Annotated in this window: 25 protein-coding genes; 15 read left to right on the top strand and 10 right to left on the bottom strand. The window is 51.1% G+C overall.

From position 1 onward, the window contains the following. Window positions 1-1554 (top strand): hypothetical protein (locus tag OEW58_11500; protein MDH5301976.1); only part of this gene is annotated, 1554 nt, incomplete at its 5' end. Window positions 1555-1611: 57 nt separating this feature from the next. Here OEW58_11500 and OEW58_11495 read toward each other — a convergent pair. Continuing rightward, on the bottom strand, window positions 1612-1959 hold the full coding sequence (locus OEW58_11495; protein ID MDH5301975.1) for a hypothetical protein: 348 nt from the start codon (window positions 1957-1959) through the stop codon (window positions 1612-1614). Window positions 1960-2086: 127 nt separating this feature from the next. On the opposite strand from OEW58_11495, the gene OEW58_11490 reads away from it, so the two are divergent. The 7 genes from OEW58_11490 to OEW58_11460 all read left to right on the top strand — a co-directional run bounded on the left by OEW58_11490 (window position 2087) and on the right by OEW58_11460 (window position 7869). Continuing rightward, window positions 2087-2389, top strand: a complete 303-nt coding sequence (locus tag OEW58_11490) for a 4a-hydroxytetrahydrobiopterin dehydratase (protein MDH5301974.1) — start codon at window positions 2087-2089, stop codon at window positions 2387-2389. 136 nt (window positions 2390-2525) lie between these two features. Further along, window positions 2526-3071, top strand: a complete 546-nt coding sequence (locus tag OEW58_11485; protein MDH5301973.1) for a PadR family transcriptional regulator — start codon at window positions 2526-2528, stop codon at window positions 3069-3071. Beyond that, window positions 3068-3451: a hypothetical protein gene (locus tag OEW58_11480; protein ID MDH5301972.1), complete on the top strand. Its 384-nt coding sequence runs from the start codon at window positions 3068-3070 to the stop codon at window positions 3449-3451. The genes OEW58_11485 and OEW58_11480 overlap by 4 nt, the downstream gene beginning before the upstream one ends. Window positions 3452-3707: 256 nt before the next feature. After that, window positions 3708-5600 (top strand): ATP-dependent zinc metalloprotease FtsH, encoded by a 1893-nt coding sequence (gene ftsH / locus OEW58_11475; GenBank protein ID MDH5301971.1) that lies wholly within the window; start codon window positions 3708-3710, stop codon window positions 5598-5600. A gap of 145 nt (window positions 5601-5745) precedes the next feature. Beyond that, window positions 5746-6144 (top strand): PA2779 family protein, encoded by a 399-nt coding sequence (locus OEW58_11470; protein ID MDH5301970.1) that lies wholly within the window; start codon window positions 5746-5748, stop codon window positions 6142-6144. Next, a complete protein-coding gene (locus OEW58_11465; protein ID MDH5301969.1) occupies window positions 6141-7130 on the top strand; it encodes a PA2778 family cysteine peptidase in 990 nt (329 codons plus the stop codon). The genes OEW58_11470 and OEW58_11465 overlap by 4 nt, the downstream gene beginning before the upstream one ends. 88 nt (window positions 7131-7218) lie before the next feature. Then, a complete protein-coding gene (locus OEW58_11460; protein ID MDH5301968.1) occupies window positions 7219-7869 on the top strand; it encodes a hypothetical protein in 651 nt (216 codons plus the stop codon). A gap of 12 nt (window positions 7870-7881) precedes the next feature. Here OEW58_11460 and OEW58_11455 read toward each other — a convergent pair whose 3' ends face one another. From OEW58_11455 to OEW58_11440, 4 genes are all read right to left on the bottom strand, one after another. Next, window positions 7882-8856, bottom strand: a complete 975-nt coding sequence (locus OEW58_11455; GenBank protein ID MDH5301967.1) for a LysM peptidoglycan-binding domain-containing protein — start codon at window positions 8854-8856, stop codon at window positions 7882-7884. Window positions 8857-9043: 187 nt separating this feature from the next. After that, window positions 9044-9247 carry a hypothetical protein gene (locus OEW58_11450; GenBank protein MDH5301966.1) on the bottom strand — a complete coding sequence of 68 codons (204 nt, stop codon included), beginning with the start codon at window positions 9245-9247 and terminating at the stop codon, window positions 9044-9046. A 359-nt stretch (window positions 9248-9606) separates the two neighbouring features. Then, entirely contained in the window at window positions 9607-10167 is a 561-nt protein-coding gene (locus tag OEW58_11445; GenBank protein MDH5301965.1) for a hypothetical protein, read from the bottom strand. Window positions 10168-10525: 358 nt separating this feature from the next. After that, a complete protein-coding gene (locus OEW58_11440; protein ID MDH5301964.1) occupies window positions 10526-11215 on the bottom strand; it encodes a helix-turn-helix transcriptional regulator in 690 nt (229 codons plus the stop codon). A gap of 184 nt (window positions 11216-11399) precedes the next feature. Here OEW58_11440 and OEW58_11435 point away from each other — a divergent pair, with 184 nt between their 5' ends. Together OEW58_11435 and OEW58_11430 are read left to right on the top strand one after the other, a co-directional pair. After that, window positions 11400-11768: a DsrE family protein gene (locus tag OEW58_11435; protein ID MDH5301963.1), complete on the top strand. Its 369-nt coding sequence runs from the start codon at window positions 11400-11402 to the stop codon at window positions 11766-11768. A 16-nt stretch (window positions 11769-11784) separates the two neighbouring features. Then, window positions 11785-12135: a rhodanese-like domain-containing protein gene (locus OEW58_11430; GenBank protein ID MDH5301962.1), complete on the top strand. Its 351-nt coding sequence runs from the start codon at window positions 11785-11787 to the stop codon at window positions 12133-12135. A 121-nt stretch (window positions 12136-12256) separates the two neighbouring features. On the opposite strand, the gene OEW58_11425 is transcribed toward OEW58_11430, so the two are convergent. Together OEW58_11425 and OEW58_11420 are read right to left on the bottom strand one after the other, a co-directional pair. Continuing rightward, complete coding sequence (locus OEW58_11425) at window positions 12257-13510, bottom strand: nucleoside:proton symporter (GenBank protein MDH5301961.1); 1254 nt, start codon at window positions 13508-13510, stop codon at window positions 12257-12259. A 118-nt stretch (window positions 13511-13628) separates the two neighbouring features. Next, window positions 13629-14192, bottom strand: coding sequence for a sel1 repeat family protein (locus OEW58_11420; GenBank protein MDH5301960.1), 564 nt, complete (start codon window positions 14190-14192; stop codon window positions 13629-13631). 897 nt (window positions 14193-15089) lie between these two features. On the opposite strand from OEW58_11420, the gene OEW58_11415 reads away from it, so the two are divergent. The 4 genes from OEW58_11415 to OEW58_11400 all read left to right on the top strand — a co-directional run bounded on the left by OEW58_11415 (window position 15090) and on the right by OEW58_11400 (window position 17726). Next, on the top strand, window positions 15090-15410 hold the full coding sequence (locus tag OEW58_11415; GenBank protein ID MDH5301959.1) for a hypothetical protein: 321 nt from the start codon (window positions 15090-15092) through the stop codon (window positions 15408-15410). A 201-nt stretch (window positions 15411-15611) separates the two neighbouring features. Beyond that, the gene (locus OEW58_11410) at window positions 15612-15938 is read left to right on the top strand and encodes a hypothetical protein (protein MDH5301958.1); all 327 of its coding nucleotides are present in this window, start codon (window positions 15612-15614) and stop codon (window positions 15936-15938) included. 92 nt (window positions 15939-16030) lie between these two features. Beyond that, window positions 16031-17005 (top strand): hypothetical protein, encoded by a 975-nt coding sequence (locus tag OEW58_11405; GenBank protein ID MDH5301957.1) that lies wholly within the window; start codon window positions 16031-16033, stop codon window positions 17003-17005. A 244-nt stretch (window positions 17006-17249) separates the two neighbouring features. After that, a complete protein-coding gene (locus OEW58_11400; protein ID MDH5301956.1) occupies window positions 17250-17726 on the top strand; it encodes a hypothetical protein in 477 nt (158 codons plus the stop codon). A gap of 35 nt (window positions 17727-17761) precedes the next feature. Here OEW58_11400 and OEW58_11395 read toward each other — a convergent pair whose 3' ends face one another. The 3 genes from OEW58_11395 to nirB are packed head-to-tail and all read right to left on the bottom strand — an operon-like array spanning window position 17762 to window position 23200. Beyond that, on the bottom strand, window positions 17762-20419 hold the full coding sequence (locus tag OEW58_11395) for a molybdopterin-dependent oxidoreductase (protein ID MDH5301955.1): 2658 nt from the start codon (window positions 20417-20419) through the stop codon (window positions 17762-17764). Between the two features lie 13 nt (window positions 20420-20432). Continuing rightward, window positions 20433-20741 carry a nitrite reductase small subunit NirD gene (gene nirD, locus OEW58_11390; protein MDH5301954.1) on the bottom strand — a complete coding sequence of 103 codons (309 nt, stop codon included), beginning with the start codon at window positions 20739-20741 and terminating at the stop codon, window positions 20433-20435. After that, window positions 20738-23200 carry a nitrite reductase large subunit NirB gene (nirB, locus tag OEW58_11385; GenBank protein ID MDH5301953.1) on the bottom strand — a complete coding sequence of 821 codons (2463 nt, stop codon included), beginning with the start codon at window positions 23198-23200 and terminating at the stop codon, window positions 20738-20740. Before nirB ends, nirD begins: the two co-directional genes overlap by 4 nt. A gap of 389 nt (window positions 23201-23589) precedes the next feature. Here nirB and OEW58_11380 point away from each other — a divergent pair. Continuing rightward, window positions 23590-24786, top strand: a 1197-nt coding sequence (locus OEW58_11380; protein MDH5301952.1) for an MFS transporter, incomplete at its 3' end; no start/stop codon positions are given.

Here is a 24786-nt window from a genome sequence, read left to right as displayed (position 1 = left end):
CTGGTCACTCAGCCAGACTTCATATTCAAGTTACACCGCGTTACTGCGGCACTTTGTTTTTCTTTTGGCCTGTCAGCAACCTCGGCGTTTGCCAGCGGCTATGAAGTCTGGCTGAGTGACCAGGCCAATACGCAGGGATTCAGTGCAACAAACCCCAACGGCACCCACGGCGGAAAGGTTCGCATTTATGACGGCAACGATATCGACGGCAACAGCCCGCTGAATGCGCCTGTCGTACTCGATGCCACCAGTGATTTGTTTCCAAACGCCCAGGCCACTACCGGCGCCCATGTAACGCGCATTCACGGTATCATGCCCAGTCACGATCACCGCCACATGGCGTTGAATTTTGTGGCCAGCGGACACCTTGGCATCGTGGAAGGTGACAGCAAAAATCCGTTATGCCTTTTCCGCACCACCCTGACCAGCACCGGCCGGCAAAATCACATGAGTTTTTGGACACCCGATGGCAAGCACCTCGTTGTTGCCAATCAAAATGGCCGAATGCTGGAGCGCGTGGATGTAAAACGCAACGCCGGTGGTGAGGCTGTTGAATTCATTTTCAACGCCGATGCCAGCCTGGACCTGGTTGGCGGTGCCGGACGCATACTCGCACAACCCATTGCCGTGGACATGGACACTTCTGACAGCGTTCGCTGCACCGTCAGCGGCAGCGTGGCCGACAACCAAGCCACGACCACCAGCAACGGCAGTCCCAAACAGGCCAGCGGCATACGCCCAGTCAACGCGGCAATCTGCCCGATCCCAACCTCTACCGGCCGGCATACATTTGTGACCCTCGGCGGCGGCGGAATGTTCGTGGTGGATAATCAGGCCACCCCCATGAGCATCGTTGCTGACTACGACACCTCAGTCATCACCGCAGCCGGCTGTGGCGGCGTGGAAGCCGACGGCTTCATGCACATTAACAGCGGCACCCCCGGCCCCCATGTTTCCGAGTTTTCGCTGTATCGACTCAGCACCAACCTGCCACTTGCGCCGAATTTCAACGCCAGCAACACACCTATGCCGGTGGCCAGCTGGCATGATCCGGACAATGGCATGGTCATGCACAAAGACACCAATCGCGATGCCCACGGGTTGATTGCCGTGCGCAACGAACTGACCGGCAAGGCGCGTTATATTCACCAGATGGATCGCGTGCGCAACAATGTGGAAGTGTTCAAGATTGCCCCGCCGTGGAACGATCTGAACGCCCGCCACGAAGGCACTTATGACCTGCGCAGCAGCGGCGTTTGCGGCAGCACCTTGGGCAGCACCACCTACAACGACCCTGCGCCGGATCTGGGCGACATGGCCCCCGGTGGTTTTCCTGACAGTGGCCGGATGTATGTTGCGCTGCGTGGACCATTCCCGCTGTCGGTCAGCCATGCTGCACAGGGTAGCTGTCCTGGACTGGGCATAATCACGCTGTCCGCCGATCGCCGCACCGGCGAGCTGACACACGTGCTGCCGACCTCTGTGCTGGATTTCACCGCAGGAAAAAATCTCAGTGATCCGCACGCGGTTATTGTCCGCAAAAAAAATATTTAAGCCAAACAAAAACAGCCCGGTTTAGCCGGGCTGTTTTTTCTGCAGATCATTGTCTGCCTAGATAACCTGCACATTTTCGACAAACGCATCCTCGCCAATGTCTGACAAGGTCAGCAGGCCGACAAATTCGCCGGGAAACTGGGTGCTGGTTTGCTTGAAAATCACCGAGTAACCATCCTCTCGACGAATACATGCCACCGGTGTGGCCTTGCCCAATGTGGTCAGCAGCGATGACACATCGCACTGGTATTCAAACACGTCCTTGGTAACCATTTCTTTCAACGAATCGCTGAAATAGCGGCTGAATTTATCGTAATCGACATTGTTTGATCCCTCGCAGATACTGTCCCAAATAGGTTGGGCAAATGCAAAAACCTGTTTGTCGGTGAAATACTCGGTTGCCATGATCACGCTCTTTGCCAACGAAAACGCTGATTATGCCCAGCCCCCGGCAGGCTGTCTAATGCACCGCTTGTCGCGGCGACGCAACTTGGCGATACTGCGGGTAACTTTCCGATCACAGACGAATAGCATGACCGAAAAATTAACCGATCCCGCCCTGGCGCAGGCACTGCTCAAACTCAACGAAGACCTCGACGTGCCCTGGAGCATTGTCGACGGCGCACTGCACAAACAGTTCGCATTCGACAATTTTGTGCAGACGTTTGGTTTTATCACCCAGGTCGCGCTGGTGGCGCAACGACTGAACCACCACCCGGACTGGAGCAACCGCTACAAGGTGGTCGAGTTCCACCTCAGCACCCACAAGTGCCACGGCATTTCCGAACTCGATTTTCAACTGGCCCAGCAGATCGAGTCCCTGGCCGGACAATAACAACGCACAAGATGCACTTGGGCGCGTCATTCAGCCAAACGCGCAAACTATTGCGCGAAAGCCGAATAAATCCTGCCTCATATGCAAGTAGTTTTATACAATTACGCTTCCGATATTACCCAAAAGACCCCAAATCATGGCGTTACGCTACGCAATCATCATCGCCCTGGAAGACAAACAAGCCACTGGCTATGAGATCACCAAGTGGTTTGACAATGGCTTGGGGTATTTCTGGCACGCCAGCCACCAGCAGATCTACCTGGAGCTGAAGAAGATGACCGAGGAAGGGCTGGTCACCTTCGTCGAAATCGAGCAGGAAGGCAAACCGGCGAAGAAAATCTACCAGACCACGGCGAGCGGTTTTGCCGCCCTGGACCAATGGCTGCAACTGCCCGTCAAACCGATGCCCGTCAAAGACACCTTGCTGATGAAAATTTTCGCCGGCTCCCGCATGGAACCGGCCATTCTGCTGGCCGAAGTGGAACGCCACCGGACGCAAAATCGCCAACTGCTGGCCGAGTTTCATGAAATCGAACGTTGTTTTCAGCCTGTCGCCGAGAAACCGGTGAAATATCAGTACGCCTATCTCACCCTGCGCAATGGCATTACCTATCTGGAAGGTTGGCTGAAGTGGAGCGACGAAGTCGTCAGCTTTCTGCAGTTACAGGAGCAATCACGTTGAGCGATTTGGTCGCCGCCAGTCTGTACAGCCTGCTGGTCAGCGCCGTCATCCTGTTCCAGATCGCGCTGGCCCTGGGTGCGCCACTGGGCCATCTGACCATGGGTGGCCGCTATCCCGGTCGCCTGCCTGTGGCCGTGCGCATCGCTGTCTTGATTCAGGCGGCACTGCTGGCAGCCACGACGGTGATTGTGCTCTCCTACGCGCAGCTCATGTTCGTCGAGTTACGCCCCTTGGCCGACCAGGCCATCTGGGCCGTTTTGGCACTGACTGCGGTGGCTACGCTGCTGAACTGGATCACTCCCAGTCGGGCGGAGCGTCGACTTTGGGGACCAGTCACCAGCGCGATGCTGCTGTGCTGTATCGTACTTGTCAGCCAGTAGTCGCGCATCGCCCGCAAAACAGCCTCGGCGCGTCAAACTGTCAACACTCCCCACTTCCCCCCGGATTGCCCTCTACGTCTCTGCCAATATCAATTCAACAAGTTAGCGACAAGAATCCATCAATCCCGCACCAGCAGGTCATTTGGGCGCAGAACATGCACTGCTTCAAGTGTGACTAAATTTTGACCTTCGCGCAGTTCCATCGTCCAAATTAGTCCTCACAACGATTCTCAAAAAAATTGCGGAGGAAAGTATTATGCAGGCAAAGTGGATAGCAGCCATCGCCATTGGCGCCATCGCCCTCATCGTCATGCTGGGGCTAAATGCCACCCAGCAAGCCGATCCCCGGTCCAAGGTGCCCTACTCCGAATTTATTGCCAAGGTGAAGCAACACCAGGTCTCCAAGGTCTACATTGATCAGGACACCATTTATGCCCAAAGCGTCGATAACGGCGCGTTCTGGACCTCCGCCCCCAACGATCCCGGCCTGATGGGCGACCTGCTGGCCAACAACGTCGAAGTCAACGCCGCCGCATCCAGCAAAGGTTCGCTGGGCTCGGTGCTCCTGTCCTGGTTCCCGTTCCTGCTGTTGATTGCGGTGTTCATCTATTTCTCACGCCGAGCCCAGGCGGGAGCCGGTGGTGGTGCCGCCAAGTTTGGCCAGTCCCGCGCCAAATCATTTGAAGCCGGCCAGGTAAAAATCAAATTGTCCGATGTCGCCGGTGTGGATGAAGCCAAGGAGGAGGTCGGTGAAATCGTCGATTTCCTCAAGGATGCCAGCCGTTTCACCAAGGTCGGCGGCAACATCCCTCGCGGCGTACTGATGGTCGGTCAACCCGGTACCGGTAAAACCCTGCTGGCCAAGGCCATCGCCGGCGAAGCGGAAGTACCGTTCTTCTCTATCTCCGGTTCGGACTTCGTCGAAATGTTTGTCGGCGTGGGTGCTTCGCGGGTGCGTGACCTGTTCGAGCAAGCCAAGAAAGTCGCGCCCTGCATTGTGTTCATCGACGAAATCGACGCCGTTGGCCGCAAGCGCGGTGCCGGCATCGGCGGCGGCAACGACGAACGCGAACAAACCCTGAACCAGTTGCTGGTGGAAATGGACGGTTTTGAGGGCAACGAAGGTGTGGTCGTCATCGCCGCCACCAACCGCCCTGACGTACTGGACAAAGCCCTGCTGCGTCCTGGCCGTTTTGACCGTCAGGTCACTGTGCCACTGCCCGATGTCAAAGGCCGCGAGCACATCCTGAACGTCCACATGCGCAAGGTTTCCACCGGCGACGCCATTGATGCCCAGACCATTGCCCGTGGCACCCCCGGATTTTCCGGCGCGGATCTGGCCAATCTGGTCAACGAAGCCGCACTGTTTGCCGCCCGCGAGCGCCGCTCCTTCATCGAAATGCGCGATTTTGAACGCGCCAAGGACAAAATCCTGATGGGTGCCGAGCGCCGCTCCATGGTGATGAGTCCGCAGGAAAAGAAAATCACCGCCTACCACGAAGCGGGCCATGCCATCGTCGGCTTGTCAGTGCCAGAACATGATCCGGTGCATAAAGTCAGCATTATTCCCCGTGGCCGGGCGCTGGGCGTGACCATGTACCTGCCCGAAGAAGACCGCCTGAGCTACAGCAAGCGCCGCCTGGAAAGTCAGTTGTCCAGCCTGTTCGGTGGTCGGGTCGCCGAGGAGTTGATCTTTGGCGAAGACGCCGTCACCACTGGTGCCAGCAACGACATTCAGCGCGCGACTGATCTGGCCACCAACATGGTGCGCAAATGGGGTCTGTCCAGCGTCGTTGGCCCCATGGCCTTCACCGAGGAAGAAGGCGCCGGTTATCTGGGACAGCAGTCAGCGGACAAAAATGTGTCTGCCAGCACTGCGGAAAAAATCGATACCGAAATAAAGGCCATCATTGAGCGCAACTACCAGCGTGCGCGCGATATTTTGCAAAAAAATCGCGCCATTCTGCACAGCATGGCCGAGGCGTTGATCGAGTTTGAAACCATCGACAAAGACCAGGTGAATCGTCTGATGCATGGGGAAAAACTCTCCAACAGCAACAGCAGCAGTGGCAGCGGTACACCGCAGCAACCTTACTCCGGCGACGGCGAAGGCCTGTCGCCAGCAATGCGTAGCCAAATCGACCTCTAACCCCCCGATGGGAGACCGGATGCTTGTCCGGTCTCCTTTTTTCGTTCAGTCACTCACCCAACCAACGGCCAGCGCAACACTAAGCGTGGACGAGCACGGATTGCCTCAGCTACCATAGCCCGAGTTTCTATCCGAGGAGATCACCATGCTTAAACGTTTCGCTACACGCTCATTTTTGACCGCGAGCCTGACCTGCTTCTCGCTGTCAGCAGTGCTGGTGCCTGTCTCCCAGGCCGCCGTCATTGGCACGCAACAGTACGCACAAATCAACCAGTCCATCGACAAGGGACAGTTGCAGGCGTTCGTTGCGCAAAATGATGTCAAACAACAACTGATCAGCCTGGGCGTTAGCCCTGAGCAAGTTCAGGCGCGGGTTGACGCCATGACCGACGAAGAAGTCCAGCAACTGGCCGGTCAACTGCAACAACTGCCTGCCGGCGGTGATATTGTCGGTTTGCTGATCTTTTTCTTCGTGTTGTTCGTGATCACTGATATGTTGGGCGCTACGGACATTTTCCCGTTCGTTAAACCTGTACTGAAGTGAAGATTCCACCGCTGACAGCAGCCGTTGGGCGCACCACCTTCGGCTTGCTGTTAGCACTTTGTCTGACGGCCTGTGCACCACGCGTCACCCTTCAGCCCGAAACCATCTCTACCCTGCCCGTCGCAGCCCATGTTGCCGACGTGCCGTTTTTCCCCCAGGAACAGTTTCAATGCGGCCCCGCCTCGCTGGCGGCCATGTACCAGTTCACTGGTTTGCCCATCGACCCCGAAACCCTTAGGCCGCAAATTTATCTGCCGGGTAAGCAAGGCAGTCTGCAAGCCGAAATCATCGCCAATGTCCGCCGCCAACAACGCCTGGCGCTGCCGGTGCAAGCCTCGCTCGATGGCCTGCTGCAGGAACTGGCAGCACATCGCCCGGTGCTGGTGCTGCAAAATCTTGGCTTCGACTGGCGCCCGGTCTGGCACTATGCGGTCGCCACCGGCTATGACCTGAGCACCCAGACCATCACCCTCAACACCGGCGTTACCGCGCAGTACGCCATGGATCTGGCGATGTTCGACCGTAGCTGGCAGCGCGCCAAGCGCTGGGCCATCGTCGTCACACGCATTGGCGACATCGGCGCAACCACCCCGGCACAATCCTATTTCCAGGCGCTGGCCGCGCTGGAAAAAACCACCGCCCCACAAACCCTGTTGCCGGGCTATCTGGCCGGCCAGCAGCGCTGGCCACAGCATTTTGTGTTCGCCTTTGCCGCCGGCAACGCCTATTACCAGCAGCAAAACTGGGCCGATGCGGCCCGCTGGTATCGTCTGGCACTGCAGGCCGGCGACGCCGATCAGCCGGTCGTGCTGAACAATCTCGCCGACACCCTTTCCCAGCAGGGGCAATATTCACAAGCGCTGCACACCCTGGATCAGATCCAGACCACCGACCCGGCCATGCAACAAACCCTTACCCAAACCCGCCGGGAAATTTTGCACGCCCAGGCACTAAAAGATGCGTCGCCCGCTTGCGCTAAACCCTAGTGGGCGGGTTTATTCTCCGCGTCATCAATGATATAACCTCAAATCCGGCGAAGACCGGCAATGGAATGACCACTACCTTGGGGGCACGATGAAAATTATAAAAATCCTCTCGATATTTCTGCCGCTTACGCTGTTAATCTCATGCGCAGCAACCAACGACCAATCCGGTGAAGAAACCGATCCCGGCGCCCGTTCGCTGCTCGGCCAGGTGAAAGGCGATTACTACTTTGCCCCGGACAAAGCCTTCTCGGTCTCCATGCCGCATCCACCGTCGGTATCACGTGATGAAATGTACGAATCCATGCACACCCAGATTCGCGAACTGGACAACGATGATCTCGTCAGCGTGACGTTTGGACCTGCGGCGGTTGATCACAACGAATATCGCATCAGCCTGAGCAAACGCCCCATGCGCGGCGACCAGGAGCGCTTTGTGCGCGATTTGTTTGCGCGCAAACTGGCACAACGCAAGGGCTCCTTCCGCGAGCATCTGTTTGAAAAAACGGACGTCAACGGCAAGCCACACTTCTACGCGGTCTATGATAATCAAACCAGTTATCTGGTGATCAGCGCCAGCAGCGTCGGTGACAACTACATGACTATCGAAGCGGACGTGTTCATCGGTCCACTGTTCAAAAGTGAACCGCTGGATTCGCTGCTGAAGAAACAATGGCAGCGGTTCAATCGCCTGCAAACATCGTTTAGCGCACCGGCCATGGCCTTGCCAGAAAAGCCGTAATCGCCACCGGCGTCACTTGCGATAGATTTTTACAACTTCACCCGGATAAATCAGATCCGGGTTTTTTATGTCGTTGACTTCGACCAGGGCAGGAAACTGGTAGGGGTCGCCCAGGTACCTGGCCGCAATCCCCCACAAGGTATCGCCACTGGTCACCCGATGAGTCACATCGGCCGCTCCCTCCTGAACCAGGGACAACTGATCCGCCTTGGCCTGCACCTGAATACGCAGGCTCGGCGTGTCGATGACCAACCGCTGCCCAGGCACCGCCTGATTAGGCGCGGATGCGGTCATCCAGGCTGCGCCACCCCCAATCACCGCCAATGAGGCCAGCATGGACGCCGTCCAGATCGCCAGCCGACGACCGCTGCCCGCCCGCCTCACCTCAGTCATTGGCTGCGGCGACACAACCTCAACCGGCTCAGGACTCCGTTCAACCGTGGGAAAGGTCACCACCGAGCCAGAAGCAGACTCGGCCACCGAAGGCTCACCAACTCGCGTCCCTACCCTCACCTGCTGTGCCGGTGGCAGCCGCACCACCTTGGCCGAATGCGGAACCGCTGCCGGTACGTATTGCTGGGCAAAATCAAACAATCGTGCCATGCTGGAAAACAGATAACGCTGCCCCTGATGCTGGCATTCAAATAAAAATGCCGGCTCATCCACGGGCCGCCACGACAGGGAAGCGTCCGCCATATCATCCACCGCATCCACCCGAATGGCGACATAGGGGTTAACATGATGGCGAGCGATCACTAACACACCATCACTGGCCGCATCCACCAGACCCAATTTCGGTCGAAGATCGACGGCTGCCGCCACCTCCTGCTGGTAAAGAAACGCGCCCAGCACAAAGGACGGGGTAAGTGGCAAATGGGCAATGGCTGGCGCGGCGATGGTAGCCACCACCTCCTCAGCATTGACACAAATCAGGTAAGACCCAACCGAAAACCGCACTAGCGATACGGCAGGTGTCGTGTTGGACATGGGACGCCCCTAGCAGGACTAACGCCCCTTCTGCATCGGCCAAATAGTGAACAACCGTGGGACTCAGACCGCAAAAACAAAAGATTCCGGGGAATTAACCGGCCAAAACGAGCAAAAAAGGCAAGAAATCCGTCTTTTCCGGTACGCCGGACGGACACGACGGGTTGCTATTGGCAGGAACGCCTCATTAACCGGAATGCTTGGCTTGGGATGCTTTGGGAGCCAGAGATACCACCTTGGGCTGCAAACCAACCGCATCGGTTGCCGATTCCAACTCATCACGCCGGATTTTTTCCAGCAGCGCACAGTCACACACACAACCGGATGAAGCTATCTCACCCGCAGCCGCCTTGGGCTGACGACGATGCCGATCCGAACTGTCACCACACATGTGGACCTCCTTTCGGTGTTACGAATAATAAATACGTAACACCAGAATAGCTGTTCCAGCCACTTTTCGTCAAGCTGATCAACCTAAAAATCCAGACAGCATTTTAGGAAGCAACGCAACCACCATAAAACGATGCGTTCAATAAAAAACAATGCTGGTTTTTCCGATATAGATCAAATATGACGTCGCTAGCCTAACGTTGGACCTAGACCAGGATGTCTGGATAAGAAACTTGCGTTGTGAGTGATGCTTAACGCAGGATGATATTGAACAGTCTCTCATGAAAAATTACTGGCAAAAAAATCTGACGCCCTAACTACAACGCCCAGCCTGCCGAACCAGCAGACTGGGCGCAGTTATCACATCACTAATTTGTATTCCAACTTTCTCGACAAAGGCTGTGCCGCTTGCTGGCGATGCTCGAACATCAGCACTTCGCTTTCTACGTAATGCGGCGCTGTTGCCACAAATGAAAGTGGTTCAACGGATAGCGCATTGCCAAGCAAACAAGATTTATTTCTGGTTTGGCATATAGTGCTTTGCAGATTGGCAATGCCCACGCCGTGATATTCCTGATAGCGATGCTCGATACTGCCACTGAGCTGATCCACACGACCGCGTTGATCCACATCCAGTGCATAATGTTCCTGCACCCAGACCAACTTGCTCATCGCCTCTTTGTATTCACCCAGGTTGAACAGAGCTAACGACAAATTGAACGTGGCAGCAAAAGCGGGCCGCTCTCGTTCTATTTCGTAATAGAGCATGGCAGCGCCTTCGTAGTTATCGAGTCCCCAATAGTAATCTGCAGCTTCCTGCAAATACGCCATGGTCTCATCATCATATGCCGATGAAGAATTTTCACTCGCCAACAATGCTGACGACGACAACAGAAAAAAAGAAAATACAAACCACTTCACAACCAATTCCTCCCTCTTATTCTTATTTTTTTGAGGAGTGCGAATGATAAGTCGATACTCAACAACTTAGTTCATCCAAACCCAACAAGCTGTGGGAACTACCAGATTAAACCATGAGCCATCCGGGCCAGACATCCAAACCGTCCCTGCCCCGCATAAACACTCCCAGTTCAAACAATCACGCCGCCAACTGGCCTTTATTACCTTGCATAACACAGGGAATAGTTTACCTGCCAACAACGAATGCTTCCATACTCACTCAGTCAAAAACAAAATTCAACTGGCAACACTCGTCCCAAACAAACTTTTCCCCTGCAATCAGCGACCGCGCACCCACATGCCTTCTCATTTCAATGAGTTAACATCCAGGCGATTTGCGGAAATCGCCGAACTGACTGGTCCGCAGCCACTTGGATATCTGCCTGACATAGGATGGCGCCCCAACCAGCTTTAACAAACCCTTGTCACAAGCAAACGACAAGCTGGTCGCCGCAAACCAAATGTCATAAAACGTTTTGAGCGACGCACTCAGATAAACATCCACGTCCAGACCAATGTTCTCTTCGCAAACCTGCGCCTTGCCATCGCGTACCAGCACAAATTTCTTCGACGTGACACCCTGATGCTCAATCGAAAACTGGATAGTTGAATTTCCGCTGGGCAATTGACTGACATCCATCGCCCAGGCGAAATCGCGCACGATGGTTGAAACATTCAACTCATCTTCGTTCATCGACTCAAACACCCATTGCATGCCCCATTTTCCCAACTCAGCCAACACGGGGGCCAACGCCATGCCCGCAGGTGTCAGACGATATTCATAGCTACGTTTTTCTGCCGTTTTTTTCTTGAGGATGATTCCTTCCTCCTCCAGCAGTCGCAATCGACTGTTTAACAATGTAGGCGACAACTTCGGCAGGTATTTTTGAAACTCCGTGAAACGTGTCGCCCCCATCAACATTTCGCGAATAATCTGCAAAGTCCAACGCTCACACAACACAGACGTTGCTTTGGATATTGGACAGGCTTCGCCATAATCAAATGTCATTCGTGTAACTCCCTTTCTCGCATGTGGCTATGTTAGTACAAAACATAAACTCCGCGTCACTACAGATTTTGTAGCGGTTTACTACATTTCCTGAACTCCACCGCAACCAGCCCTCTGCCTACACTAGTGCCATACCGTTGATTCAGCGGTTTAACTCAACATCAAGGCTAAAGGAGCTATCAACATGTCTCACAAAAAGAAACTCGTTATCGTAATCACGCAAGGTTTTGACAGCGAACGTGCCAATGTGGCGTGGAGCATCGCCAACGGCGGTATCGCTGCCAATTTTGACGTGACAATTTTTCTGGTGTCATCCGGCGTTGACTGGGTCAGAAAAAATGCCAATGCCGTTGCGCGCATGAATCCACTTGATCCCACCATCAAGGAGATGATGCAGACCGTACTGGAAAATGGCGGCACCATCATGGCATGTCCACCGTGCGTAAAAGTTCGCGGTTATGAACAAAGTGATTTAATGGAAGGCGTAGTACTTGCCGGTTCGGTTGCCATGCTGGACGTGGTCAGCCAGGGCGCATCCACACTATCATTCTAAGTTGGAGAATTTTCACATGTCACAACAAAACAGAAAGCCACAGCCTGAAGCAACAGCGCTAACCTTGGCGGATTTTTACCTCGCTTGGCAAACGCTGAACCATGATGACATCGTGGTTGATGTGCGCAGCAGCGAAGATCATCAACAGGGACACATTCCCGGCAGTCGGAATATTCCGTATGCACATGCATTGTCGCAACTATCATCGGCGCAACCCCCTGGCCATGTTTATCTTCATTGCTACGGGGGTGAAGGTTCAGGCCACATTGCACGTCAACTGGCTGAACTTGGATTTAACAACATCAGCTATTTAGCCAATGCCGGATTTGCGCAATGGCAAGCTGCCGGCCACCCTGTTTCCAGATAAACAAAGCCACGCCAGCCACATGTGATGTGTGGCTGGCAGTTTTTTTGAAATCAATTTTATTGTCGCCCGAAATACTAATTTTTTAATTGATGCGGCCAGCAAAAAATCTTGCGCTGAACCGCTAAATCAACACCCCAACCACTGCGCCCGTCATCAACGTCGCCAGTGTACCGGCGATCACCGATTTGGCACCCAGTCGCACCACTTCAACACGGCGCTCGGGCACCAGCGTGGCCAACCCACCGATCAAAATACCTATGCTGCCGATATTGGCGAAACCGCACAGCGCGTAGATCATGATAATTTCACTGCGCTCGCTCAGTGCACCGACGGGTAACTGACTTAATTGCAAATAGGCAATAAATTCATTGAGGATGGTTTTCACCCCCATCAAACCGCCAGCCACCATCGACTCTGACCAAGGAATTCCCATCAGCCACACCACTGGTGCCATCAGATAGCCCAGCATGCGCTGCAGGCTGATCGCCTCGCCGCCCACCGCAGGCAACCATCCCAGCGCGGCATTGACCAAACTCACCAACGCCACTAACACCACCAGCATCGCGATAATATTCAGCAACAACTGCACACCTTCCAGCGTGCCACGCGTCACCGCATCCATGGCACTTTCTGCCGGGCTTTTCACCTCAAACCGCTTTGCCGCCTCGTCCCTAACCTGCTGCACGCCAGGCACCATCACCAAAGCCACCAACAATGCCGCCGGCGCGCTGATAATCGACGCCGTCAAAATGTGGCCCATGGCTTCGGCACTGACGCTGGACAAAATACTGCCGTACAACACCATCATCGTGCCGGCAATAGTGGCCATGCCGGTTGTCATCAATGCGAACAATTCCGCACGACTCATCGTCGCCAGATAGGGGCGAATAAACAGCGGCGCTTCGGTCATGCCGATAAAAATATTACTCGCCGCACCCAGACCCACTGCACCACCCACGCCCATGATTTTTTCCAGACCCCAGGCAAAACCGCGCACCACCCACGGCAGAATTCGCCAGTAAAACAACAACGCCGACAGTGCGCTGATCACCAAAATCAGCGGCAGTGCACGAAATGCCAAAATAAAATCCGCACCCGGATGGCTGGTTTCAAACGGCAGCGGTCCACCACCCAAATAACCAAACACAAACGACGTTCCTGCCCTTGTCGCCGTTTCCAACGCCAGCAACATCTCGTTCAACAGCAAAAAAAATTCTTTGAATGGCGGCAACTTCAACAACAGCACTGCCAACACAAATTGCAGCAGCACACCGGATACCACCACGCGCACAGGAAACTGTCGCCGCTGTTCGCTCAACAACCAAGCCACACCAATAAACGTGACTATGCCCAGCATCGATTGGAAAACACTCATACCACAGACTCCGTTGTTAACGGCGAAGGAATTGAAGCGATTATAGCGGATGTGTGCAACAGACATACCGCCGCATTGCGGCGGTATTTAATCAGGAGGAAGCAACAGCCAGAACGGCTTAGTGCATGGCCGCTTTGTCTTCTGCCAGGTAGACGTTGTGCGGTATTGTCTTCCAGATTTCCTTGGCCGCTTTTTCGGCCTCGGCATATTCTTGTGGCGTTAGCTTGGCGATAATGATGCGGAGAAATTGCTTGGCATTTTTGTCACCATGCGATGCCGCCAGCCAAAACCATTTCAGCGCCTCGGTGTAGTTTTGCTCAACACCAGAACCCTCGCCATACATGTGGCCGAGGTAATACAAGGCCTTCGGATGCCCCATCATTGCCGCGCGGTAGAAGTAATCTTTGGCCTGCAAATAATCCTGCGGCAAATGGTCTCCACGCGCATACAGCAAGCCTATGTGATAGTTCGCCTCAGGGTTGCCCTGGGCCACTGCCTTTTGCAGCCACGGCAGCGCCGCAGCGACCTCGTGCTGCTTTAAATATTCCAGCCCTTTGACATAGTCTTGGGCACCGGCAAACACCATTTCCGGCGGATCGTACTGCTCCGAGCCAGAGCACGCGACCAACAACCCCAAACTTGCGACAATCAACGCCACCGCAGCGGCAAATCTAACCTTCATGAACTGACTCCTGGTAAACCTGCTAACCAGCACCCACAACCGTTGTGCGCTAACTGGGTCAGTATAACCCAAAACCGATATGGGCTTAATCATTCAGCTTTTATCAAAGCGTTTTACTTGGATATAGCACTTGTAAAATATCCACCTACTCTAACCAAAAAACAGAGCACACCGACCAAATCTCCATATTAAAAATATTTTTAGTTGTCGTATTTGCTTTTTTTCTTTTCCTGCATTACCCTCAATAAACAAGGTGATTTACAAGTACATCACCAGATCCTCCCATCGAAATGGATATCGAGGGAACCCCACTATGGTGGGTGGTAGCCGGCAATCGGTTATGCACAGTCAGGGATGGTTATCTAAGCCTCAAATTTTTCCCTCCTTGCTGTGCTTCACAGAATAACTTTTAAGTTGACGAAAGTTAATGTTAAAACATCGATTAATTGCAAATGTTATATCTATCTAAACTCCAGGAGTAAATTTATGAAAGTTACCTTGCCTTCGTTATTATGTGCGTCTTTGTTTTTTTGTTCTAGTTCGAATGCAGAATCTTGGTCATATGGAAGTGTCCAACTTATTCAAACCAGCAGTGACTTAATCAGAGTTAGATGGGATGGGCCAAGAACCGAGATCTGTGGGACATCGAATGCTGTTGGGTTTGATAGCTCCTCGTTGGGAAGCGAAGGCGCAAAAAGAGCATTGTCTATGGTATTAACGGCGGCAACGACAGGCATGCCAATACGATTTCATCTTAATGGATGCATAGGCGAGCTGCAAAAAGCCATGGACGTGCAATTGTGTGTAAAACCTGATTGTACATATCAATGACGAATGCTCGACTCTGCCATCACCATCTCATCACCAAATGATATAACACTGAATAGGAGAGGCTACATGAAAGAGTTTAGATTGATTTTTGGCATTGCATTTCTTGCACTATCAAATAGCGCTTTTGCATGGGTTGTCAATGGCGTACATTCAATAGACAAATTAGGAATAAATCATGTTCAAATTAATGTAAGCCTTTCTAATGGTTTTACTTGTTTTTTGGATACCAATCACGCCAAATACAAAGAAATGGTATCGCTACTTCATACGCTTTATGCGTCTGGAAAAAAAGGATATTTTCGCTGCACTGAAACGACTAGACAATACAGCCCATGGGAAACCAATGTAACAACATATGAAATACTGGAAGTAACAGGACAAAAATAATTTGCTTTAAAGCAACACCTTTAAACAATACACAGGGATAAACTTTGACAATAATTCAGGGATATTCGAATAGATATAACTAAGGAGTGGCTTATGATGATATTTTTTTCTTCATCTCTTTATTGAATACCGAATCAGATCTTACTTTCAATTCCACTTTAAGAACCAGTCAACAGACCAATTTTAAGGATGGCAATAGATATGAACAAAATAATGCTAATTGCAACTACATTTCTGCTATTCACTGCATCAAACCCTGCTTATTCTTGGGACGGCGACCAAGAAGGCTACATATCAAGGATTGATGTTACAGGTGCCAATAATTTTGGATTTAGAGTCACTTTAGAAGGAAATCCTGTCATGTGTAGTGGCGGCGACAAATGGGCGTACCTGAATGAGACAGATAGCAACTACAAGGTGTACGTATCAGTGCTTTTGGCTGCAAAGGCGCAAAGATCAAAAGTAAAGCTATACACCACCAATGTAAATGTGACTCGCTGCAATATTGGGTACATAGCCGTATTTTAATCCTTCGACATCAAAATATCATTCCTAATAATTTATCACAAAATGACTTTTCATTGAAAGATTTAGATATACACCCTATCAAGGAGAATTAAATGAAATTTTCAAAGATAATGTTATTTTTCTTACTGGCTCCATATTCTACATTGTCAAATGCATCGGTTAATTTGCCTGATCTAGGAGGGAACCCCTATCCAACAACAATCACATACAATGGAATTGTAGACGCCCTTCTGGACGGAAACTATGATCAAGCATTGGCACTAACAGAGAATTTCATATATCAACGAGTAAGGCAGGAGCTAAATAATGAAAAGACAATTCCCATTCTAGTATCACAGATTGCGAAAAGACTAGAAATAATTCTCAACGACAATACGAAAACTAAAGACGATAAATCAAAAGAAATAATTAAAATTATTGAGAATAGCATTTCCGAATACAAAACTTCGCCATCAGGGATCTTGAACATTGAGGTTGGTCACTCTATTGAATACGGAGTAACCAGACTATCTTGGGATAAAAAGATAGAAGTAGACACTTGCGAAGGGGGTGCTGCCGGATGGATATGTGGTCAGACTGATGACTTCACGGGTGAATGCATAAGCTGGACTTTGTACACAGATTACTGGAAAGATTACGTTAGAAAAGAGCCAGATTACTACATTTACCGCATAGTTAACGGCACTGAAACTTTTCTAACAAAACTTACTGGGCGCAGCGAAATACATAGAGAGTCACTTTCATTCTCCCCAGATGTTTTTAAAACAGTAAAGAGCATCTACGATTACGACAGCACTTTCAAATTCAACATACCCGATACACAAGCTTTTTGGTACGATTTCAATTCGGAGTATCGCAACAAAGGGGATAATCTACATTATAAAGTCATTTCTGATAATTCAGCATACAAATACGGGAATTGCGGATCATCTGAGAAATACACTTCAACCGTTTGGGCTGATTATGACGGCGATGGAAAAATGGACTTTATACCAAATGCAGAATATCAAAAATATTTTGCAAAATATTATGGTTGGCTAGTACCCGTTATAACTTCATTAAACTAACACAATCCTCACCAGATAGGAGCAATATACACTAACCCTCGACCCTGTAAATAATTCTGTGTAACTGCCGGGATCAAACGAAATCCTTCTAACGGTCTTCGAACTCGATCATAAATCGATTCAAGGCCGTTTTCCAATCGTGAATAGGCATGGTCCATTTTTTCGAAGCATCCAGGATTAGTTCACCGCCAGACCTTTCAAGCGCGTACAATTACAAACTCTTCACTCAAAAAACCAATCCCAAATGAACAACAACACTCAAGCAATCTCCTTCGGCGAACTCTGGAGCATTCAGGAGTCGCTGCTGCAAGCCTACCGATCGATCTTTATTACCCTTGAAACAGCGATCATCGTAATCGCGACGTTTATATTGTCCAGTGGCACATCCAATGGCTATATAGCGATTCCAATTATCTTGCTTGGCCTCGGTCTTATTCCAATCTGGATGGGCGTCTGCAATGCCAGGGCCCGTGCTGTTGCATTTATTCACTGGCTTATTCAAAAACACGAATCCGGTGAAACCGTAGCATATCCGTATTCGCATTTTAGGCAGTTCCAGCACAACCGCCTGTATAAAAACATTCAAGTCGAAAAAGACCCTGTATTTATTTCGCTAGGCAAGTCGACTACAAGAAAAAGAATGGATGTTCAGTTACCCATGGTATTTGCCACCACGTTGGTAATTCTGTGCGCTATATCCATTGTATCCTTGATCAACTAGCAGACAGGCACTCGCTGCCGTCTGCTTCGACCTGCTCAACCCCTTGGCGAATTCAACCCGGCCAGAATCCCCCGCAACTCCGGCACGCATGATCCGCAATTGGTTCCCGCACGCAGCGTTTGACCTATCGCCTTCACGCTGTTCAACCGCTGCTGCCGCACCGCCTGCTCGATGGTGTTGATGCCTACCGAAAAACAAGCACAGACGATTCGACCAGCATCTACCTCGCCCACGGGCGCTTTGCCTATCAACAAGCCGCGATGCTCTTCGGCAGACAGGGCCGGTTTGGCGAATAATCCCGCCAACCAACTGCGTGGCGGCAAATCATGATTCGGGCCAATGAACACACAGCTTTCAAGCTGGGTGCCGCTCATCCGCACGCCGCGATAGGCGTGTTTTTTCGCGTCCAGATATTCCACCCAATTGATGTCCATGCCATCGCTGCATAACATTGATCGGGCCCAAGCTGGCCAGTTTTCTGGCAACTGCTCGCCGGCAATTTCATAGCGATAATAATTTTCGCCCTGTGCCATTGCCCAATACGATGCACCGCGAATTCGCAGTCGGCGTCGCGATAAAATAAAACCATGCCATTGCGGCTGATAGCTCTCGATGCGCACCGGCGTGTGCTTGAGTTCCGGTTGCGCGGAATAGGGATCAATCACCGCGTTGACCACTGCGCCAACGCGGCCCTCGCTGGCGTAGACGCGATTCCAGTGCATGGGCGCAAACACTTGGCCGCGCACCAAGCCGTGATCAAATTTAACCCGTCCGACCATTGCACCCCAGCGACTCACAAGCCTGGCTAGACCACCCTCGACCAACCCAACTTGCCGCGCATCCTCGGCGCGAATCGCGAGATAGGGTTCCGGGTGGTGATGACTCAATCGCGCCACTTTGCCGGTGCGAGTCATGGTGTGCCACTGGTCGCGTACTCGTCCGGTGTTAAGCGCAAACGGAAAATCATCCGATGTTTTATTTTTGGGGGCTTGTGGAATCACCGGAATAAATCGGGCGCGACGATTATCAGTATAAAACTCACCATCGGCAAACAGGCGAGACGTCCCTTTGCCCTGCCGGATCGGCCATTGCACCGGACGGAGCTCGTTGTATTCTTCATCCGTCAAATGCTGCAATTCACCAATATCAAAATCACGACGACCATGATTGTCATACGCCGATAGCGCAGCGTGTTCGCGAAAAATATCTGCCGCCGATGAAAAGTTAAATCCCTCAGCAAATCCCATCCGCTTTGCCACTTCACAAATAATCCACCAGTCAGCCCGTGTTTCACCCGGCGAAGGCATGAATGCCCGCTGCCGAGAAATGCGACGCTCGGAATTGGTGACGCTGCCATCTTTCTCTCCCCACCCTTGTGCTGGTAGCAACACATGAGCGTAGGCAGCGGTGTCGGTATTTTTCATCACATCTGACACCACCACCAATTCGCATTTTTTCAATGCCTCGATGACGCGATCGGCCTCCGGCAAACTCACCACTGGATTGGTTGCCATGATCCAGACTGCCTTCACTTTGCCTTGTGCAATGGCATCAAACAGCGCTGTAGCAGTGTATCCGGCTTTGCTTGCGATGGCAGGTGATTGCCAAAAATTTTGTACCGCTTGCCGATGCTGAGTATTTTCAATATCCATGTGCGCAGCCAACTGATTCGCCAAGCCGCCTACTTCGCGCCCCCCCATGGCGTTAGGCTGCCCGGTAAACGAAAACGGTCCCATGCCGACACGCCCAATACGCCCAGTGAACAAATGACAATTAATAATCGCATTGACCTTATCCGAACCACTGCTGCTTTGGTTAATGCCTTGCGAATACACGGTGATAACGCGATCGGTGGTAGCGAACCATTGATAAAATGTTTCGACCTCCTTGAGGGAGATCTGGCACACATCGGCAACGATTTGCGTGCTCGCTGCGGTTTCGCGCGCGGCCAGCAGTGCCTGTGCAACACCTTGGGTGTGATTTTCGACAAACGGCGTTTGACACTCACCCTGTTCATCCAGATAGGACAACAAACCGTTAAACAGCATTGCATCACTGCCCGGGCGAAGTGTTAACACCATATCGGCAATGTCCGCTGTCGCGGTGCGACGCGGATCAATCACCACCACGCGCATGCCGGGATTTCTTTTTTTCGTTGCCACCATGCGTTGATACAGCACCGGATGACACCACGCGGTATTTGAACCTACCAACACAATCAGTTGAGCACGCTCTAAATCTTCATAACTGCAAGGCACGCTGTCGGCACCAAATGCACGCTTATGACCAACCACACTGGACGCCATACATAGCCGGGAATTGGTATCGATATTGGCACTTCCGATAAATCCCTTCATCAATTTATTGGCGACGTAGTAGTCTTCGGTCAACAGTTGTCCAGAACCATAAATCGCCACCGCATCCGGTCCATGCTCACGAATGATGCGTTTAAAACCATTGGCAACTTTGTTCAGCGCCGTTTCCCAATCACAGCGTTGACCCTGAATATGCGGATCAAGCAATCTATCCTTCAAATCCAGAGTTTGCGCCAGCGCAGAGCCTTTAGAACACAACCGACCGAGATTAGCGGGATGCTCGCTATCGCCCTGTACTTGCACACCAGTGGCATCGACCGTGGCCAATACGCCACAGCCAACACCACAGTATGGACACGTCGTCGCAATTGTTTTCATCAGCGTATTTCAATCAAATCTGTAAATAGACGATGTCATTTTCCACTTTTACCGGGAAACGTGCAGCGCAGCCTTGATCCGGCGCAACCGCTTCGCCTGTTTCCAGCTCAAGCTTCCAATTGTGTAATGGACAAGTAACTCGCTTGCCGTGAACAATTCCCTGCGATAACGGTCCTTTTTTATGTGGACATGCATCACGCAATGCGAATATCTCATCATTCTCGGTACGAAAAATTCCAATATTTCCTTCTTCTCGCTTAACCACACGCGCGCCTAATCTGGGAATACTTTCGACGCTACCGACTTCTACCCACTGGCTCATAAATTTGTTCCTTCCATTTTTTCAGATGACAGCTGTTTGATCGGAAAATAGGCCTGACGTGCGACAGCATCACTCGCCTCTTTAGCCCAAGGATCAAATCTGAATACCTGCTGTGATTCTTCAAAACGCTGCGCCAGCTCAATGCGGCCCGTATCATCTTCCACAACACGCGACTTCACGTAACTCAAACCAACACGTTCGATCCAGGGTGCAGTGCGTTCAAGATAGTGCGCTTCTTCCCGATAAAGCTGCATAAATGCGGCGCAATATTCCAACGCCTGTTCTTCAGTTTCCACCTTGGCGAGCAAATCCGTAGCACGCACATGAATACCGCCATTGCCGCCCACATGCAGTTCATATCCCGAATCCACACACACCACACCAAAATCCTTGATGGTCGCTTCGGCACAATTACGCGGACAACCTGAAACTGCAATTTTGAATTTGTGCGGCGTCCATGATCCCCAGGTCATTTGCTCAGTCTTGATTCCCAGCCCGGTAGAGTCCTGCGTACCAAAACGACACCACTCGGAGCCAACGCAGGTTTTGACGGTGCGCAATGACTTTCCGTAGGCATGACCTGAGACCATTCCCGCCTTGTTCAAATCGCCCCAGATAGCAGGCAAATCTTCTTTTTTAATGCCGAACAAATCGATTCTCTGACCACCGGTCACTTTCACCATTTTTGCGTTGTACTTTTCTGCAGCATCAGCAATCGCGCGCAATTCGTTAGGCGTTGTTACTCCGCCCCACATCCTCGGCACCACAGAATAACTTCCATCTTTCTGGATGTTGGCATGCGCACGCTCGTTGATAAATCGAGATTGCGGATCATCCTTGGCTTCATTTGGCCAGGCGGCAATCAGATAATAGTTCAGCGCTGGTCGACAGGAGGCACAACCATTTTCAGTTTTCCAGCCCAATGTTTTCATCACTGCGGGAATAGTGGTGAGTTTTTTATCTTTGATCGCCATGCGAACTTCGTCATGCGTCACATCACAACATCCGCACATGGACTTTTTGCGAGGTGCTTCAGAATAATCACCAACCGTTGAGGCTAATATCTGCTCACATAGTTTTGAACACGATCCGCACGAAGCAGATGCTTTGGTATGACTGGCCACCTCTTCCAGCGTAAACAATCCCTTGGTGGTAATGGCTTTGACGATGTCGCCTTTGCTAACGCCGTTACAGCCACAGACCTCCATGTCGTCGCTCATGCTTGATGCGGCACTCGCACCACCATGCCCGGCCTCACCAAAACTGGCCTGACCAAAAATCAACGTATCGCGAAAATCCGAAACATCCGTGCCATCACGCAGCAATTTGAAATACCAGGAACCATCTGCGGTGTCACCATACAGCACAGCACCGTGAATCTTGTTGTCTTTCAGGACGATTTTTTTATAGACACCACGGGAGATATCTTTCATCACCAAATCTTCGGTGGAATCATCGCCATGAAAGTTACCTGCTGAGAACAGATCGATACCGGTAACCTTTAACTTGGTTGAGGTCAGCGATCCCTCGTATCGGCCAATGCCAATCTTTGCCAGGTGATTTGCCGCCACTTTTCCTTGCTCAAACAGGGGAGCAACCAATCCATAAGTCTCTCCACGGTGCTGAACACACTCACCGACGGCATAAATCTTTGGATCAAATGTCTGCATGGTATCGTTAACGATAATGCCACGTTCACAGTGCAAGCCGATCTTTTTAGCCAGTTCAATATTGGGACGAATCCCTGCAGCCATCACCACTAAATCAGCAGAAATTTCCAGACCTGATTTGAATCGTACAGCACGACAACGGTCTTCACCCAGAATCGCTTCAGTCTGGGTTGCCATCAAAAACTGCAGACCCTTTTCTTCCAAGGTTTTTTGCAACAAGCGACCAGAAATATCATCAAGCTGCCGCTCCATCAGCGTGTCGGTCAGATGAACCACGGTAACGCTCATGCCCTGCAGCTTTAAACCATACGCGGCTTCCAACCCCAGCAGGCCACCACCAATAACCACGGCATGCTTGTGTTTCTTTGAGCTTTCGATCATGACATCAACGTCATGAATGTCGCGAAAACCGATAACGCCAGGCAAATCATTACCCGGAACAGGTATCATAAAAGGCGTCGATCCCGTTGCCAGTAATAGTCGATCATACTCAACCTCAAGCCCACCTTCAGAGATGACTTTCTTGGCTTTTCGATCAACATTCACCACTTTTTTTCCAGCGTGCAAGGTGATGTTGTTATCCCTATACCACTGCAAATCATTGAGCATGATTTGGTCGATATTTTTTTCACCGGCCAGTACTGGCGACAACATGATGCGATTGTAATTTCCATAAGGCTCTGCACCAAACACGGAAATGTCGTACATATCCGGTGCAATTTTTAATAACTCCTCAATGGTACGCATGCCGGCCATACCGTTTCCTACCAACACCAATTTCTGCTTCATTGTTTGCTCCGACCAAACCACATAACTTTCGGCTCTAGAGCAATCCATGTGCCATCAACAAAAAATAACCCACATCTATATGCCATTCATCAGCTTACGAGATTCCATCTCCTCTATTTTTAAAAACTTATTTGGAATTAATTGCTTTTCTGCCTCATTGCAGTGCATGCCGCACCACGCTGGAACACAACCACATGCATCACCAAAACTCTTTCAACACATAATCGATCCAAATTTGCGCCTTTTTGGTACAAGCCTTATCAACCTTGCCCATCTATGGTGCTTGTGCAATAAACTCATAAACGAATTTATCTGCCATTTCAGCTAGTTAACAACATGGCATATGCGTTGCTCTGTGCCTGATCAGCACTACTTTTGAGGTAACACATATGACTGGCTCTCGCTTTAATTTGTTGGATTTCAAATCCAGAAACATGCACATGCTGCATTATTCCTGGTTTGCTTTTTTTATGACCTTTGTTGTTTGGCTAGGCTTAGGCCCAATGATGCCATTCATCAAAGAGGCGCTCGCCTTAACAGATCAACAGGCCAAGGCGCTGCTGATCTTGAATGTCGCCATGACCATTCCTGCACGAATCATAGTTGGAATGCTGGTTGACAAATATGGCCCGCGCATTATGTACACTGCGGTATTGATTTCGGGTGGACTTGTGAGCATTGCGTTTGCCTGGGCGCAAACCTATGAACAGCTCGCACTGCTTCGATTTTTATCTGGATTTATTGGTGCAGGCTTTGTGGTTGGCATTCGTTTGATTGCCGAATGGTTCCCGGCAAAACAGGCTGGTGTCGCACAAGGTATTTATGGTGGCTGGGGAAATTTTGGTTCGTTTGGCGCAGCGGTCACTTTGCCATTTATCGCCAGCAGCATCGAAGGCCCTGATGGCTGGCGCGTCGCGTTGACCGTTGCCAGTGTCGCTGCAATTATTTATGGCGTAATTTATTACACCCGAGTAAGCAACACACCAAAAGGCTCGACCTACTTTAAACCCAAGAAAACTGGCGCCATGGAAGTCACCACCAGTGGCGACATTCTTCTATATATTTTGATGAACATCCCACTGTATTTTGCCTTGGCAATTACCACTTGGCAGTTATCTCCCAGCGGATTAAATTTGCTTAACCAAACTACGACGTTGTCCATTTATGCGATCTTGATCATTGTTTACCTGGTTCAAGCCTGGAGAATTTGGCAAATCAATTCTCATCTATTAAAAAAACCGCTGCCACTATTTCAGCGCTACAAATTCAAGCAAGTCGCTATTCTTGATGCCGCCTACCTGGTTACCTTCGGCACAGAACTGGCTGTCGTTTCCATGCTGGCAATGTTTTATGTAAGCTGGTTTGATTTACCCAAAATCACTGCAGCGCTGTTGGCAGGAATCTATCCATTCCTGAATTTATTTGCCAGACCTGCAGGCGGCTGGATCAGCGATCGAATTGGTCGACGTCGCACCTTGCTGATCGTTCTGACAGGCATTACGGTATGCTTCTTGGCCCTGGGTGGTGTCACCAAAGAATGGTCAGTGCTGATGGTTGTTGCTTTAACCATTATCGCTGGCGTGTTT

Source organism: Gammaproteobacteria bacterium, from assembly GCA_029884425.1.
GTDB lineage: Bacteria > Pseudomonadota > Gammaproteobacteria > S012-40 > S012-40 > JAOUHV01.
Note: the sequence above shows the minus strand (reverse complement) of the source record. Positions and strands in the feature narration are given on the sequence as shown.

What these genes read in the sequence shown, in the direction of transcription:
- OEW58_11415 (MDH5301959.1), top strand. Translation starts at nt 15,090, where the DNA reads ATGAAAGAGTTTAGATTGATTTTTGGCATTGCATTTCTTGCACTATCA.
- OEW58_11440 (MDH5301964.1), bottom strand. Translation starts at nt 11,215, where the DNA reads ATGACATTTGATTATGGCGAAGCCTGTCCAATATCCAAAGCAACGTCT.
- ftsH (MDH5301971.1), top strand. Translation starts at nt 3,708, where the DNA reads ATGCAGGCAAAGTGGATAGCAGCCATCGCCATTGGCGCCATCGCCCTC.
- nirD (MDH5301954.1), bottom strand. Translation starts at nt 20,741, where the DNA reads ATGAGCCAGTGGGTAGAAGTCGGTAGCGTCGAAAGTATTCCCAGATTA.
- OEW58_11495 (MDH5301975.1), bottom strand. Translation starts at nt 1,959, where the DNA reads ATGGCAACCGAGTATTTCACCGACAAACAGGTTTTTGCATTTGCCCAA.
- OEW58_11430 (MDH5301962.1), top strand. Translation starts at nt 11,785, where the DNA reads ATGTCACAACAAAACAGAAAGCCACAGCCTGAAGCAACAGCGCTAACC.
- OEW58_11455 (MDH5301967.1), bottom strand. Translation starts at nt 8,856, where the DNA reads ATGTCCAACACGACACCTGCCGTATCGCTAGTGCGGTTTTCGGTTGGG.
- OEW58_11420 (MDH5301960.1), bottom strand. Translation starts at nt 14,192, where the DNA reads ATGAAGGTTAGATTTGCCGCTGCGGTGGCGTTGATTGTCGCAAGTTTG.
- OEW58_11395 (MDH5301955.1), bottom strand. Translation starts at nt 20,419, where the DNA reads ATGAAAACAATTGCGACGACGTGTCCATACTGTGGTGTTGGCTGTGGC.
- OEW58_11450 (MDH5301966.1), bottom strand. Translation starts at nt 9,247, where the DNA reads ATGTGTGGTGACAGTTCGGATCGGCATCGTCGTCAGCCCAAGGCGGCT.
- OEW58_11400 (MDH5301956.1), top strand. Translation starts at nt 17,250, where the DNA reads ATGAACAACAACACTCAAGCAATCTCCTTCGGCGAACTCTGGAGCATT.
- nirB (MDH5301953.1), bottom strand. Translation starts at nt 23,200, where the DNA reads ATGAAGCAGAAATTGGTGTTGGTAGGAAACGGTATGGCCGGCATGCGT.
- OEW58_11485 (MDH5301973.1), top strand. Translation starts at nt 2,526, where the DNA reads ATGGCGTTACGCTACGCAATCATCATCGCCCTGGAAGACAAACAAGCC.
- OEW58_11425 (MDH5301961.1), bottom strand. Translation starts at nt 13,510, where the DNA reads ATGAGTGTTTTCCAATCGATGCTGGGCATAGTCACGTTTATTGGTGTG.
- OEW58_11405 (MDH5301957.1), top strand. Translation starts at nt 16,031, where the DNA reads ATGAAATTTTCAAAGATAATGTTATTTTTCTTACTGGCTCCATATTCT.
- OEW58_11460 (MDH5301968.1), top strand. Translation starts at nt 7,219, where the DNA reads ATGAAAATTATAAAAATCCTCTCGATATTTCTGCCGCTTACGCTGTTA.
- OEW58_11435 (MDH5301963.1), top strand. Translation starts at nt 11,400, where the DNA reads ATGTCTCACAAAAAGAAACTCGTTATCGTAATCACGCAAGGTTTTGAC.
- OEW58_11470 (MDH5301970.1), top strand. Translation starts at nt 5,746, where the DNA reads ATGCTTAAACGTTTCGCTACACGCTCATTTTTGACCGCGAGCCTGACC.
- OEW58_11410 (MDH5301958.1), top strand. Translation starts at nt 15,612, where the DNA reads ATGAACAAAATAATGCTAATTGCAACTACATTTCTGCTATTCACTGCA.
- OEW58_11490 (MDH5301974.1), top strand. Translation starts at nt 2,087, where the DNA reads ATGACCGAAAAATTAACCGATCCCGCCCTGGCGCAGGCACTGCTCAAA.